The organism is Pseudomonas sp. WS 5071, assembly GCF_012985765.1.
GTDB lineage: Bacteria > Pseudomonadota > Gammaproteobacteria > Pseudomonadales > Pseudomonadaceae > Aquipseudomonas > Aquipseudomonas lundensis_A.
In genome coordinates, this window is record NZ_JAAQWY010000003.1 from 134562 (window position 1) to 148754 (window position 14193).

15 protein-coding genes are annotated in these 14193 nt (G+C 58.6%); 13 read left to right on the forward strand and 2 right to left on the reverse strand.

Translation table 11 applies throughout. The features are described from left to right. The first annotated feature begins 61 nt into the window (after positions 1 to 61). From minC to HBN61_RS02800, 7 genes are all read left to right on the forward strand, one after another. On the forward strand, positions 62 to 799 hold the full coding sequence (minC, locus tag HBN61_RS02770) for a septum site-determining protein MinC (protein WP_094994010.1): 738 nt from the start codon (positions 62 to 64) through the stop codon (positions 797 to 799). Between the two features lie 200 nt (positions 800 to 999). Continuing rightward, entirely contained in the window at positions 1000 to 1812 is an 813-nt protein-coding gene (gene minD / locus HBN61_RS02775; RefSeq protein WP_094994011.1) for a septum site-determining protein MinD, read from the forward strand. A 3-nt stretch (positions 1813 to 1815) separates the two neighbouring features. Continuing rightward, positions 1816 to 2070, forward strand: coding sequence for a cell division topological specificity factor MinE (gene minE, locus HBN61_RS02780; protein WP_003175252.1), 255 nt, complete (start codon positions 1816 to 1818; stop codon positions 2068 to 2070). Between the two features lie 90 nt (positions 2071 to 2160). Further along, positions 2161 to 2796 carry an RluA family pseudouridine synthase gene (locus tag HBN61_RS02785; protein ID WP_170046120.1) on the forward strand — a complete coding sequence of 212 codons (636 nt, stop codon included), beginning with the start codon at positions 2161 to 2163 and terminating at the stop codon, positions 2794 to 2796. Between the two features lie 128 nt (positions 2797 to 2924). Beyond that, a complete protein-coding gene (locus HBN61_RS02790; protein ID WP_094994012.1) occupies positions 2925 to 4214 on the forward strand; it encodes a M18 family aminopeptidase in 1290 nt (429 codons plus the stop codon). Positions 4215 to 4349: 135 nt separating this feature from the next. Beyond that, entirely contained in the window at positions 4350 to 4532 is a 183-nt protein-coding gene (locus HBN61_RS02795; RefSeq protein WP_048365256.1) for a hypothetical protein, read from the forward strand. Positions 4533 to 4651: 119 nt separating this feature from the next. After that, positions 4652 to 6811 (forward strand): mechanosensitive ion channel family protein, encoded by a 2160-nt coding sequence (locus HBN61_RS02800; RefSeq protein ID WP_094994014.1) that lies wholly within the window; start codon positions 4652 to 4654, stop codon positions 6809 to 6811. On the opposite strand, the gene HBN61_RS02805 is transcribed toward HBN61_RS02800, so the two are convergent. Next, complete coding sequence (locus HBN61_RS02805) at positions 6808 to 7530, reverse strand: UTRA domain-containing protein (protein WP_170046121.1); 723 nt, start codon at positions 7528 to 7530, stop codon at positions 6808 to 6810. The two genes, HBN61_RS02800 and HBN61_RS02805, sit on opposite strands and share 4 nt — an antisense overlap. 331 nt (positions 7531 to 7861) lie before the next feature. Here HBN61_RS02805 and HBN61_RS02810 point away from each other — a divergent pair, with 331 nt between their 5' ends. From HBN61_RS02810 to HBN61_RS02835, 6 genes are all read left to right on the forward strand, one after another. Next, on the forward strand, positions 7862 to 8929 hold the full coding sequence (locus HBN61_RS02810) for an ABC transporter substrate-binding protein (RefSeq protein WP_170046122.1): 1068 nt from the start codon (positions 7862 to 7864) through the stop codon (positions 8927 to 8929). Positions 8930 to 9030: 101 nt separating this feature from the next. Beyond that, complete coding sequence (locus HBN61_RS02815) at positions 9031 to 9846, forward strand: alkaline phosphatase family protein (RefSeq protein WP_170046123.1); 816 nt, start codon at positions 9031 to 9033, stop codon at positions 9844 to 9846. Further along, positions 9843 to 10679 (forward strand): ABC transporter permease, encoded by an 837-nt coding sequence (locus HBN61_RS02820; protein ID WP_094994018.1) that lies wholly within the window; start codon positions 9843 to 9845, stop codon positions 10677 to 10679. Before HBN61_RS02815 ends, HBN61_RS02820 begins: the two co-directional genes overlap by 4 nt. Then, positions 10666 to 11466, forward strand: coding sequence for an ABC transporter permease (locus HBN61_RS02825; RefSeq protein WP_170046124.1), 801 nt, complete (start codon positions 10666 to 10668; stop codon positions 11464 to 11466). The genes HBN61_RS02820 and HBN61_RS02825 overlap by 14 nt, the downstream gene beginning before the upstream one ends. Next, positions 11463 to 12452, forward strand: a complete 990-nt coding sequence (locus HBN61_RS02830) for an ABC transporter ATP-binding protein (RefSeq protein WP_170046125.1) — start codon at positions 11463 to 11465, stop codon at positions 12450 to 12452. Before HBN61_RS02825 ends, HBN61_RS02830 begins: the two co-directional genes overlap by 4 nt. A gap of 34 nt (positions 12453 to 12486) precedes the next feature. After that, positions 12487 to 13140 carry an HAD family hydrolase gene (locus HBN61_RS02835; RefSeq protein ID WP_094994021.1) on the forward strand — a complete coding sequence of 218 codons (654 nt, stop codon included), beginning with the start codon at positions 12487 to 12489 and terminating at the stop codon, positions 13138 to 13140. A 42-nt stretch (positions 13141 to 13182) separates the two neighbouring features. Here the strand turns inward: HBN61_RS02835 and HBN61_RS02840 are convergent, their stop codons facing one another. Further along, positions 13183 to 14145: a putative NAD(P)H-quinone oxidoreductase, PIG3 family gene (locus HBN61_RS02840; protein WP_169965956.1), complete on the reverse strand. Its 963-nt coding sequence runs from the start codon at positions 14143 to 14145 to the stop codon at positions 13183 to 13185. Between the last annotated feature and the right edge of the window lie 48 nt (positions 14146 to 14193).

Genomic DNA, 14193 nt, shown 5'->3' on the forward strand with positions numbered 1-14193 from the left:
CTCGCGGGCGTTCTCGTTATAAGTCTCAGCACTTTAAGTGACAAGCCGCAGTAAACCGACCATGAGCCAAACCGAATCGCTAGACCAAGCCCCTGTGTTCCAGCTTAAGGGCAGTATGCTCGCCATCACGGTGCTGGAACTGGCCAAAAACAACCTTGACGCCCTGGATCGCCAACTGGCTGCCAAAGTGGCACAAGCCCCGAATTTCTTCAGCAACACCCCGCTCGTCCTGGCATTAGACAAAATGCCCGCCGGCGAAGGCGCCATTGATTTGCCGGGCCTGATGCGCGTCTGCCGCCAACATGGCCTGCGCACCCTGGCCATTCGCGCCAGCCGCATTGAAGACATTGCCGCCGCGATTGCCATCGACCTGCCCGTGCTGCCGCCGTCCGGCGCACGTGAGCGACCGATTGAGCCGGTCGAAGCCGAGGTCAAGAAAAAGCCCGAAAAACCGCCCGAGCCGGTGGTCAAACCGACCCGCATCATCACCAGCCCCGTACGCGGTGGCCAGACGGTGTATGCCGAAGGTGGCGACCTGGTGGTCATGGCGGCGGTCAGCCCCGGTGCGGAACTTATGGCCGATGGCAACATCCATGTGTACGGGCCAATGCGCGGTCGTGCACTGGCCGGACATAAAGGCAATACCAAGGCGCGGATTTTCTGCCAGCAGTTGAGCGCCGAACTGGTGTCGATTGCCGGCAAGTACAAAGTGTCGGAAGACCTGCGCCGTGATCCATTGTGGGGTGCAGGGGTTCAAATCAGTCTGTCAAGTGACATGTTGAACATCACCCGTCTTTAACGGATACTCTCGCCATTTTCCAACCATCTCAAAAGCGTAGAGAAAACAGTTTAAACCTTGTAGGAAATCAACAATCAGCCAGCGCTTACTCATGTAAACGCCGAGCTGCACGATCATCCGCCAGGACTGTTCACCTGCCGTCGTTAATAGAGATGTTATTCAGGGGCTAAAAAGTCCTTTTTCCTTAGGGGTGAAACACCTTGGCCAAGATTCTCGTGGTTACATCCGGCAAGGGTGGTGTGGGTAAGACCACCACCAGCGCCGCTATCGGTACCGGCCTCGCACTGCGCGGCCATAAAACAGTCATCGTCGACTTCGACGTTGGCCTGCGTAACCTGGACTTGATCATGGGCTGCGAGCGCCGCGTGGTGTATGACTTCGTGAACGTGGTCAACGGCGAAGCCAACCTGCAACAGGCACTGATCAAAGACAAGCGCCTGGAAAACCTGTACGTGCTGGCCGCCAGCCAGACCCGTGACAAGGACGCATTGACCAAGGAAGGCGTCGAAAAAGTTCTGATGGAACTCAAAGAAACCTTCGAATTCGTGGTGTGCGATTCCCCGGCCGGTATCGAGACCGGTGCGCACTTGGCCATGTACTTCGCAGACGAAGCGATTGTCGTGACCAACCCTGAAGTTTCCTCGGTACGTGACTCGGACCGCATGCTCGGCCTGCTGGCCAGCAAGTCCAAGCGTGCTGAAGAAGGCCAGGACCCGATCAAGGAGCACTTGTTGCTCACCCGTTACAACCCGGAGCGCGTCAGCAGCGGAGAAATGCTCGGCGTTGAAGACGTCAAGGAAATCCTCGCCGTGACCCTGCTGGGCGTGATTCCGGAATCCCAGGCTGTTTTGAAAGCTTCCAACCAAGGCGTGCCCGTCATTCTTGACGACCAGAGCGACGCTGGCCAGGCCTACAGCGATGCGGTTGATCGCTTGCTGGGCAAGACCGTGGAACATCGTTTCCTCGATGTTAAGAAGAAGGGATTCTTCGAGCGTATCTTTGGAGGCAACTAAACAATGAAATTTCTCGACTTCTTTCGCGCCAACAAAAAGCCAAGCACCGCGTCGGTCGCGAAAGAGCGTCTACAGATCATCGTGGCGCACGAACGCGGCCAACGGAGCACTCCGGATTACCTGCCCGCCTTGCAGAAAGAGCTGGTAGAAGTGATTCGTAAATACGTCAATATCGGCAACGATGACGTGCATGTCGCGCTGGAAAACGACGGCAGCTGCTCGATTCTGGAACTCAACATCACCCTGCCAGATCGTTAACCGATCCGGCCGACACCACGGCGACCTGGGCGCCTTCTTTGCGGAGAAGGTTCCCACGTCGCCGTTGGCGTTTCTCAAGAGGCTGTTTTAATGCCGTTGTCGAACATCCATATCATCCATGAGGACGCTGGCGTTCTTGTGGTCAACAAACCGACGTTGCTGCTGTCCGTGCCCGGCCGCGCAGAAGACAACAAGGATTGCCTGATTACCCGTCTGCAAGAAAACGGCTACCCCGAAGCGCGCATCGTGCATCGCCTTGATTGGGAAACGTCCGGGATCATTTTGCTGGCGCGGGATGCTGACACCCACCGCGAATTGTCTCGCCAGTTTCATGACCGTGAAACCGAAAAAGCCTACACCGCATTGGCCTGGGGCCAACCGGCGCTGGACAGCGGCACCATCGATTTGCCACTGCGCTACGACCCGCCGACCAAACCCCGGCATGTGGTGGATCACGAATTCGGCAAAAACGCGCTCACCTTCTGGAGAGTCCTGGAGCGCTGCGGTGATTACTGCCGTGTGGAACTGACGCCGATCACCGGCCGCTCGCATCAACTGCGGGTGCACATGCTGTCCATCGGCCACCCGCTGCTGGGCGACGGCCTGTATGCCCATGAACAGGCACTGGCCGCCTACCCGCGACTGTGCCTGCACGCCAGCATGCTGAGCTTCACCCACCCGCAAACGGGTGAGCGCCTGCGCTTCGAGTGCCCGGCGCCCTTCTGATCCCAGGCACACCCCGTGCGTCGTCGCTGTCGAGAAACGAAAGCAACGACGACGGGATTCACCCGCTCTTGGGATCAAATTGTGTGGCCAATGCGCTAAACTCGCGGCCTTGCTGTCTGGAGTAACTTATGCGCGAAGAGTTGAACCAAGGCCTGATCGACTTTCTCAAGGCCTCCCCTACCCCCTTTCATGCCACCGCCAGTATGGTTCTGCGTCTGGAGGCCGCCGGTTATCAGCGCCTCGACGAACGCGAGACCTGGTTCACTGAAGCCAACGGGCGCTATTACGTCACTCGCAACGACTCCTCCATCGTGGCTTTCAAGCTGGGCCGTCACTCGCCCTTGCACGGTGGCATTCGCATGGTCGGCGCGCACACAGACAGCCCCTGCCTGCGGGTCAAGCCTCAACCCGAACTGCAGCGCCAGGGCTTTTGGCAACTGGGCGTCGAAGTGTACGGCGGTGCCTTGCTGGCGCCTTGGTTCGACCGCGACCTGTCGCTGGCCGGGCGCGTCACTTTCCGCCGCGACGGTAAAGTCGAAAGCCAGTTGATCGATTTCAGGGCGCCCATTGCGACCATTCCGAACTTGGCGATCCACCTCAATCGCGCCGCCAACGAAGGCTGGGCGATTAACCCGCAGACCGAATTACCGCCGATTCTGGCCCAGGTCGCGGGCGATGAACGTGTGGACTTCCGCGCCTTGCTGACCGACCAACTGGCCCGCGAGCACGGCCTTAACGCTGACGTGGTGCTCGATTACGAGTTGAGCTTCTACGACACCCAGAGTGCCGCAGTGATCGGTCTCAATGGCGATTTCATCGCCGGCGCCCGTCTCGACAACCTGCTGTCGTGCTATGCCGGGCTGCAAGCGCTGCTCAATACCGAGACCGAAGAAACATGCTTGTTCGTGGCCAATGACCACGAAGAGGTCGGCTCTTGTTCGGCCTGCGGCGCCGATGGCCCGATGCTGGAGCAGATCCTGCAACGCCTGCTGCCCGAAGGGGATGAGCTCGTCCGTACCCTCCAGAAATCCCTGCTGGTGTCTGCTGACAACGCTCATGGCGTTCACCCCAACTACGCCGACAAACACGACGCCAACCACGGTCCGAAACTCAATGCCGGACCGGTGATCAAGGTCAACAGCAATCAGCGTTACGCCACCAACAGCGAAACGGCCGGTTTCTTCCGCCACCTGTGCATGGCCGAAGAAGTACCGGTGCAAAGTTTTGTGGTACGCAGTGACATGGGTTGCGGTTCCACCATCGGCCCGATCACGGCCAGCCACTTGGGTGTACGCACCGTGGATATCGGCCTGCCTACCTTCGCCATGCATTCCATTCGCGAACTGGCCGGCAGCCATGACCTGGCGCATTTGGTCAAAGTGCTGAGCGCGTTCTACGCCAGCCAGCAACTCCCCTGAAGCCGAGCGGAGCGGGCCTGCCCCGCTCCGTTAGCTGTAATGTGCGGGCGTACGGCTCAATTTTGATACACGTCACCGCACACTTTCACAATCGGGCCTAGACTGGAGCCCATTCATTCCTTCAGGTCCATAACAATGATCGAGATGTCTGCGTTCCACTCCATGATGATTCCCATTGTGTGCGGCATGTTGCTGCTGACTATCGGTTTCACCCTTCGTGAGCGAACCAGCGGCATCGGCGTCCTGATGATCTGGTGCGGCATGCTGCTGATTTTCGGCACCATCGTGTTCAAGATTCTGGCCAAGCTGAATTCCTGAACGCCTGAGCTTTTTTCGCAAAATCCAGCGATGATTGATTTCATGTGTGACAAGAAATGAATCATCGCTGCCCCTAGCGTACACTCGGTCAACCTGCCCCCCTTGAGGTTGATCGCCCAGTGCTTGTTCGTTTGTTCGCCCTGCCTTATTTACTGCTCGTTTGCGTACTGACGCTATCGCCCCTGACGTCTGCGCACGCGGTCGGCTTGCCCGGCCTGTTAGGCAGCCCGGATAAAACCCAGGCTCAACCCACCGAGCCTCTGGGCCAGTCGCTGGACGAAGTGATTAAAAACCTGGAGAACGATCAGCAGCGCAGCAAACTGTTGGCCGATTTGAAGAAGCTGCGCGACGCCACCAAGAAGGCGCAACCCGAAGCTGAAATCGGCGTGCTTGGGCTAATCGGCAGCACCCTCACCGACCTTGAAAAACAGTTCATGGGCACAGACAGCCCGACCTCGCGCTGGGCACGAGAAATCGAACAGGCACAAGACGAACTCAACGACCTGATGTTGCCTGCCAGCCAATGGCTGCCGATCATTTTTGCCTTTGCGCTCATCATCATGGTCTGGAGCCTGCTGGCCGCGCTGCTGATTTGGGTCAGCCACCGGGTGCGCCTGCGCTTTGGCCTGAGCGAAGAATTGCCGCAGCATCCCAAGGCGGTAGACATGCTGCGTTTTGCCCTGCGCAAGTTGGGCCCGTGGCTGGTGGCCTTGATGATCACCGTGTACATGAGCTATTCGCTGCCGTCTTCGCTGGGCAAGGATTTGGCCATGGTGCTGGCGTATGCGCTGGTCATCGGCACCTGTTTTTCGGCCATTTGCGTGATTGCTTTTTCCCTCCTCGATGGCCCGCATCGCCACCGCGCCCTGCACATCCTGCGGCATCAGGCCTTTCGCCCGCTGTGGTGGATCGGCAGCTTTGCTGCCTTCGGCCAAGCCCTCAGCGACCCACGGCTGGTGGCCACGCTGGGTGTGCACCTGGCACACACGGCCGCCACGTTTGCCAATGTCATGGCTGCGCTGTCCACCGGCTTGTTCATCATTCGCTTCCGCCGCCCGATTGCTCACCTGATTCGCAACCAACCTCTTTCCCGACGCCTGACCCGGCGCGCCTTGAGCGACACCATTGAACTGCTCGGCACGTACTGGTGGATTGCAGCGCTGATTCTGGTGGGCATCTCGCTGGCCGCGACGTTTATCTCGGCGGGCGACACCAGCACTGCGTTGCGGCAGTCGTTGATCTGCACCGTGTTGGTGGTGCTGTGCATGGTCATTAACGGCCTGGTACGTCGGCACGCGCAAAAACCGCAACGCGGGCACAAGCGGCACGCCCTGTACTCCGAACGCCTGAAAAGCTTCGTCTACACCCTCGCACACCTGGTGGTGTGGCTGGTGTTCATCGAGCTGGGCCTGCGGGTATGGGGCCTGTCGCTGATTCGCATCACCGAGGGCGACGGCCATGAGATCACCGTCAAACTGTTCGGTCTGGGCGGTACGCTGCTGTTTGCCTGGCTGATCTGGATTCTGGCCGATACGGCCATCCACCATGCCCTGACCCGTTCACGCAAAGGGCTGGCCAACGCCCGCGCGCAAACCATGATGCCGCTGATCCGCAACGTGCTGTTCGCGGCCATTTTCATCATTGCGCTGATTGTGGCCCTCGCCAACATGGGCATGAACGTGACGCCCCTGCTGGCCGGTGCCGGTGTTATCGGTCTGGCCATTGGTTTCGGCGCGCAGTCATTGGTTGCGGACTTGATTACTGGCCTGTTCATCATCATTGAAGACTCGCTGGCCATCGACGATTACGTGGACGTCGGCGGCCACTTGGGCACTGTCGAAGGGTTGACCATCCGCACCGTGCGCTTGCGTGACATCGACGGCATCGTGCACACCATCCCGTTCAGCGAAATCAAAAGCATCAAGAACTACTCGCGCGAATTCGGCTACGCGATCTTTCGCGTGGCCATTCCTTACAACATGGAAATCGATGACGCGATCAAGTTGATGCGCGAGGTCGGGCAAAAGATGCGCTCCGACCCGCTTCAGCGTCGCAATATCTGGTCACCGCTGGAAATTCAGGGGGTTGAAAGTTTTGAATCGGGCAGCGCGATTTTACGTGCGCGCTTCAAGACCGCGCCGATCAAGCAATGGGAAGTGTCGCGCGCGTTCAACCTGTCGCTCAAACGGCACCTGGACGAAGCCGGGCTCGATCTGGCCACGCCGCGCCTGAGCGTGCAGGTGATCACGGCAGGCAGCGGTGTTTTACAAAAGGATTAATCCTGCCCCTGCACCTCGACGCCAACATGGATGGCGTCATGTCGCCAGTATTCCAGGTCGCAGTCGATCAGCCGCCCGTGCTGATCGTAGTTGACCCGTGCGATGCGTAGCCCCGGACTGCCCATCGACACTTTCAAGGCAGCGGCGGCGGCCACCGGCAAGGCTGTGGGCACGATCTCGAATTGCACCCGACCGTAATGCAAATCGTAGTGGCGGGCATACAGCTCGGTGATCGACTGCGTCAGATCAAACTCCAAAATCCGTGGGAAGTATTGTGGATTCAAGTAGTGCTCTACATACAGCACCCGTCGTCCGTCGATACGCCGTCCCCGGCAAATTTGAATCACGCTGGACAGTGCCGGTAACTTCAAACGCTCGCACACGGCGGCAGACGCAGGCTGCAACCGCGCCGAAATCACATCCGTGGTGGGCACTCGCCCTTGGGCGCTGACCATCGCGTGAAAATGACTGCGCTGCATCAGGTTGTAGGCCAGTCGCGGTGGCGAGATAAACCAGCCGCGCCGCTCTTCGCGGTACACCACCCCTTGGGCTTCGAGTTGCAAGAGTGCTTCGCGCACCGTCACCCGCGTGGTGTCAAACAACTCACTGAGTTTGCGCTCTGCAGGCAATTGGCTGCCGCAGGCCAGTAAACCGTGCCCGATTTGCTCCTGCAGCGCACGGCTAATGGCTGTCACCGCCTTGGGGGCTTCTTCACGCATAACGTTACCTATCTGGACTAGTCCAGCACCAAATATGGGCAAATGCGGGCCATTTGCTCCACGATCCTGAGGTGCCAAGCCTAGGCAGCTCACATGACTGTTCGATGACATGCCTTGCCATTACTGTCGCCAATGTCCCGAAAAACGCGGCTAACGCCATGGTCTACGCTTACTTGCAATGCGTGCGCTGGCCTCAATCTGCCCGTGCGCAGTGGATGCCGACATCAAAGTGTCATACGCCCGGCCTAAATTGGCTCAGGTATTGCTGACCTAGACCAACACCCTGAAAAAGCCCCATAAAAAAACGAGTGAAAAAACCAAGGAGCTACGGATGAAACAGTTTTTTCTGGCATCACTGTTAGGTTCAAGCATCGCTCTGTGCAGCACGGCCATGGCCGCCGACGTCGATTTGAAAACCCTCGAAGCAGCTGCCCGCGCCGAAGGCGTGATCAACAGCGTGGGCATGCCCGATGAGTGGGCCAACTGGAAAGGCACGTGGGCCGATTTGAACACGCTCTACGGCTTGAAGCACATTGACACCGACATGAGTTCAGCCCAGGAAGTGGCCAAGTTTGCAGCTGAAAAAGACAACGCCAGCGCCGACATCGGTGACGTGGGCGCTGCGTTCGGGCCGATTGCCGTGGCCAAAGGCGTGACCCAGCCCTACAAGCCGACCACCTGGGAGCAAATCCCCGACTGGGCCAAGGACAAAGACGGCAACTGGGCGCTGGCCTACACCGGCACTATTGCGTTTATCGTCAATAAAAAGCTGCTGCACGGTTCCGATGTGCCGACCAAATGGGCTGACCTGAAAACCGGAAAGTACAAAGTGTCTATCGGTGATGTCAGCACCGCGGCCCAAGCCACCAATGGTGTACTTGCCGCTGCACTGGCCAATGGCGGGAATGAAGAGAACATTCAGCCGGCACTGATCATGTTTGCTGACATCGCCAAACAAGGGCGCCTGTCGCTGGCCAATCCGACCATCGCCACGCTGGAAAAAGGCGAAGTCGAAGTGGGTGTTGTCTGGGACTTCAACGGCCTGAGCTACAAGGCCAAGATGGCCAACCCCGATGACTATGTGGTGCTGATCCCCTCGGATGGCTCCGTCATTTCGGGGTACACCACCCTCATCAACAAATACGCCAAGCACCCTAACGCAGCTAAATTGACCCGTGAGTTCATCTTCAGCGATGCAGGGCAAATCAACCTTGCAAAGGGCAACGCTCGGCCGATTCGGGCTGATCACTTGACGCTGCCAGACGACGTGCAACGTAAGTTGCTGCCAAATGAGCAATACAAAGGCGTAACCCCGATCAAAGATGCCGATGCCTGGGAGAAAACGTCCAAGGCCCTGCCTCAGCTGTGGCAGGAAGAAGTCATCATTAATATGCAGTAACGCCCTAACCCCTGTAGCCGCTTCGCCGCAGACTGCGATCCACCGCGCAGCCTGCGGCAGTGGCTGGCAGGCGGCATGCTCTTTCGCTTGCGGAGTGGTAGATGAAACACAAGGTCATTTTGGTAGTACTCGACGGACTCAATTACGAAGTTGCCCGCCATGCCATGGGGCATTTGCAGGCGTATGCGGGTGCCGAACGGGCAGCCCTGTACAAAATGGCGTGTGAATTACCCTCACTGTCGCGCCCGCTGTACGAGTGCATCCTGACCGGCGTATCGCCCATTGACAGCGGCATCGTGCACAACAATGTGTCGCGTCTGTCCCACCAGCGCAGCGTGTTCCACTACGCCCGCGCAGCGGGCCTGAGTACGGCCGCCGCGGCCTATCACTGGGTCAGCGAACTGTATAACCGCTCGCCGTTTATCATCCCGCGTGACCGCCACACCGAAGCACCGGATTACCCGATCCAGTACGGGCATTTTTACTGGACCGATCACTACCCCGACTCGCACCTGTTCGCTGACGCAGAGCATTTGCGTGTTAAACATTCGCCCGACTTCCTGCTGGTGCACCCGATGAACATTGACGATGCCGGGCACAAACATGGCCTGGACTCGGCGCAGTACCGAAACAGTGCGCGCTCGGCCGACATCATTCTGGCTGACTACCTGCAAGGCTGGCTGGACGCGGGTTATCAGGTGCTGGTGACTGCCGACCATGGCATGAACAATGACCGCTCGCACAATGGCTTGCTCGACGAGGAACGCCAGGTCCCGCTGTTTGTGCTGGGCGAGGCGTTCAGCTTCAACCCCGACGTTGAACCTCGGCAAACCGAGCTGTGCGGCACGGTATGCCAATTACTGGGCGTGGCCCATGACAAGCCCGTGTGTCACGACCTGCTGAGGCCCGCCCCATGAGTCGAGGGAAATGGCTCGCCTTGTTATGCCTGCTGCCGTTCGCGGTGTTTTTTATCGTGTTCCAGATCGCACCCTTGGTGTGGGTGCTGATTCACAGCGTGCAATCGCAAGACAGCGGCTGGGGCCTGGCCAACTTCAGCAAAATTGTCAGTTCAAAGTTTTACAGACAGGCGATTCAGCACAGCCTGGAGATCAGCTTCTGGTCGAGCGTATTTGGCATTGTGATCGCGGTGCTGGGCACTTATTCACTGCGCAAAGTGGATTCGCGGCTGCGTAATTTCGTCAACGCCTTTGCCAACATGACCAGTAATTTCTCCGGCGTGCCGCTGGCCTTTGCCTTCATCATCCTGCTGGGGTTCAACGGCAGTATCACGATCATGCTCAAACAGGCGGGGATCATCGAGGATTTCAACCTGTACTCCAAAACTGGGCTGATCATTCTTTACACCTATTTCCAGATCCCGCTGGGCGTGTTGCTGCTGTACCCGGCTTTCGACTCGCTGCGTGAAGACTGGCGCGAATCAGCTTCGCTGCTGGGCGCCAACAGTTGGCAATTCTGGCGTTTTATTGGCTTGCCGGTACTCACCCCCGCCCTGCTTGGCACGTTCGTGATTTTGCTGGCCAATGCCTTGGGCGCTTACGCCACGGTTTACGCATTGACCACCGGCAACTTCAACGTATTGCCGATCCGGATTGCCGCGTTGGTATCGGGCGATATCAGCCTCGACCCGAACATGGCCAGCGCCCTGGCCGTGATTCTGGTGGGTTTGATGACCTTGGTGACGCTGGTGCATCAGTGGCTGTTGAAGAGGACTTACCATGTCGCGCGCTGAATCCACATCCGCCAGCCTGTATCACCGTAGTGTGGTCTGGCTGCTGTTCCTGATCCTGCTGCTGCCGTTACTGGGCACGCTGATCTACTCCATCGCCAGCAGTTGGTCGGCCACCATTGTGCCCAGCGGGTTCACCTTCAAGTGGTACATCCAGTTGTGGGGCGATCCGCGATTTCTGGCGGCATTCGGGCAGTCGCTGCTGGTCTGCGTGGCAGCACTGGCGCTGTCGGTGGTGCTGATTTTGCCGTTGCTGTTTGTGGTGCACTACCACTTCCCGAAGCTCGACGCGCTAATGAACATTCTGATCCTGCTGCCCTTTGCCGTGCCGCCCGTGGTGTCGTCGGTGGGCCTGCTGCAACTGTATGGCTCCGGCCCGCTGCAAATGGTGGGAACCCCGTGGATTCTGATTGGCTGTTACTTCACTGTCGCGCTGCCCTTCATGTACCGCGCTATCACCAACAATCTGCAGGCAATCAACCTGCGCGACTTGATGGACGCTGCTCAATTGCTGGGCGCCAATACCTGGCAAGCTGCGTTTCTGGTGGTGCTGCCCAACTTGCGCAAAGGCTTGCTGGTAGCGCTGCTGCTGTCGTTCTCATTCCTCTTCGGTGAGTTCGTGTTTGCCAACATTCTGGTGGGCACCCGCTACGAAACCCTGCAGGTGTTCCTGAACAACATGCGCAACAGCAGCGGCCATTTCACCAGCGCACTGGTGATCTCTTATTTCCTCTTTGTATTGGTGCTGACCTGGGTTGCCACCTTATTGAACAAGGACAAAAGCCAATGAGCTTCGTCAGCGTCGAACATCTGCAAAAAAGCTATTCCGGCACCCCGGTGTTCAGCGACATCAATTGCAGCATCGCCAAGGGAGAATTCGTCACCCTGCTCGGCCCGTCGGGGTGCGGCAAGTCCACCCTGCTGCGCTGTATTGCCGGGCTGACGCCCGTGGACGAGGGCACAATCCTGCTCGACGGTCAGGACATTGTCCCGCTGAGCCCGCAAAAGCGCGGCATTGGCATGGTGTTTCAAAGTTACGCGCTGTTCCCCAACATGACGGTCGAGCAAAATGTGGCCTTTGGCCTGCGCATGCAAAAGGTCAATGCCAATGACAGCCACAAGCGGGTAAGTGAGGTGCTGCAACTGGTGGAGCTTAATGACTACGCCAAACGTTACCCGCATCAGTTGTCGGGGGGGCAATGCCAGCGCGTGGCGCTGGCGCGCTCGCTGGTCACTCGCCCGCGCCTGTTGCTGCTGGACGAGCCACTGTCTGCACTGGATGCACGGATTCGCAAACACTTGCGCGAGCAGATTCGTCAGATCCAGCGCGAACTTAACTTGACCACCATCTTCGTGACCCACGATCAGGAAGAAGCGCTGACGATGAGTGATCGCATCTTCTTGATGAACCAGGGCCGCATTGTCCAAAGCGGCAATGCGCAAACCCTGTACGCAGCCCCGGTGGATGCCTTTGCGGCCGGTTTTATTGGTAACTACAACCTGCTGGATCCGGAGGCGGCCACGCGCCTGTTGCAACGTCCGGTTACCAGCCGGATCGCAATCCGTCCAGAGACCCTTGGATTAAGCCTGCAAGGCGAACCCGACGCACTGATCCGCAGCCACAGCCTGCTGGGCAATGTGATCCGCTATCGCGTAGAAGTCCGCGGCGTGGAGTTGATCGTCGACGTGCTCAATCGCTCATCGGCGGATTTGCTCCCGGATGGCCAGCGGGCTGCCCTGACCATCGATCCAAGCACCCTGTGTGAGGTAGCCTGATGTTCTTGAATTCACTGAAAAGAGAGTCGCGCTGATGGCTTTGGCAATTTTTGATCTGGACGAAACCCTCATTCACGGCGACTGCGCCACCCTGTGGAGCGAACAGATGGGCCGTTTGGGCTGGGTCGACCCCGAGTCGTTCATGAAGCGTAACAATGAACTCATGGATGCCTACAGCCGGGGCGAGCTGGCCATGGAGGCGTACATGGCATTCAGCCTTGAGCCAATGATCGGCCGCACACCTGAAGAGATTGAACACCTGGTCGAGCCCTGGGTGGAAGACGCTATCGAGCCGATCATATTCAGTGACGCCACCCGCACCATTGCTGCCCATCGCAAGGCCGGAGACCGGATTTTGGTGATTTCCGCCTCAGGCACCCATTTGGTCAAGCCAATTGCAAAACGCCTGGGCATCGATGAGGTGCTGGGCATTGAGCTGGAGATCAAGCACGGGGTATACACGGGCAACACCGTTGGCACGCTGACGTACCGCGAAGGCAAGATCACCCGCTTGCTGGAGTGGCTGGACGCCGAAGAAGAAAATCTGGAAGGGGCGAGTTTTTATTCCGATTCACGCAACGACTTGCCGCTGCTGCTGAAAGTGGATCACCCGCACACGGTCAACCCTGACCCGGTATTGCGCGAGCACGCTGAAAAAGCCGGGTGGCCGGTTCATCACTGGAAGTAAGCGCCCAAGCCCCTCTCCGCACAGGACAGGGGCTTGGCCGATTTACACCAGGCTGGGGTCAATCACCAGCACCAGCTTGCCGGACACCTGATTGCCGGCCAACTCATCAAACGCTTCTTGCGCCTGCTCAATCGGGAAGGTTTTAGCCAGTTGTGGGCTCAAACGATTCTCGGTGAACAAAGGCCATACTTGCTGACCCAAATCACTGAGCAAGTCCGCTTTGAACTGGTCATCACGGCTGCGCAGGGTCGAACCCAACAGCTGGATCCGCTTGCCCAGTACGATGGCCAGATCCAGCTCAGCCTTGCGCCCGCCCATCAAACCGATCAGCACCCAGCGACCGTCCTGAGCCAGCAACGTCAGGTTGGACTCCACGTAATTGGCACCCACCGGGTCCAGCACCACGTCGAACGGCCCCAGCGCCTTGAGGCTGTCGAGCCCCTCGTTACGCAGCACGCCACCTTGCGCCCCCAGTGCTTGGCAATACGCCAGGCGCTCTGCAGACCCCACACTGACCCAGCACGGGCTGCCAAAGGCTTTGCACAGTTGAATGGCGGCTGAACCGACGCCACTCGCACCTGCGTGTAACAGCACTTTTTCACCGGGTTTCAAACCGGCCAGCTGGAACAAGTTCAACCAGGCTGTGCTGTACACCTCGGGCAATGCCGCGGCTTCAACCAGCGACAAACCTTCAGGCACCGGCAAGGCATGGCGCGCATCCACCACCACTTCCTCGGCCATGCCGCCCCCGGCCAGCAGCGCACATACCCGGTCACCCACTTGCCACGACGATCCGGGGCCAACTTCGCTGATCACGCCCGAACATTCCAGGCCCAGCACGTGACTGGCGCCTGGCGGTGGCGGATAGAGCCCCGCACGCTGTAAAAGATCGGCACGGTTAAGCCCCGCTGCCGCCACACGAATCCGAATTTGCCCTGCATCGCAGGTGGGACTTGGCTCTTCAACCCACTTCACTTGACCTTCAACGCCTTGCAATGCTTTCACAGTGCCTCCATAGTGAGTCCGGACTGAGCCCGGCGCTGAAGCACCGGG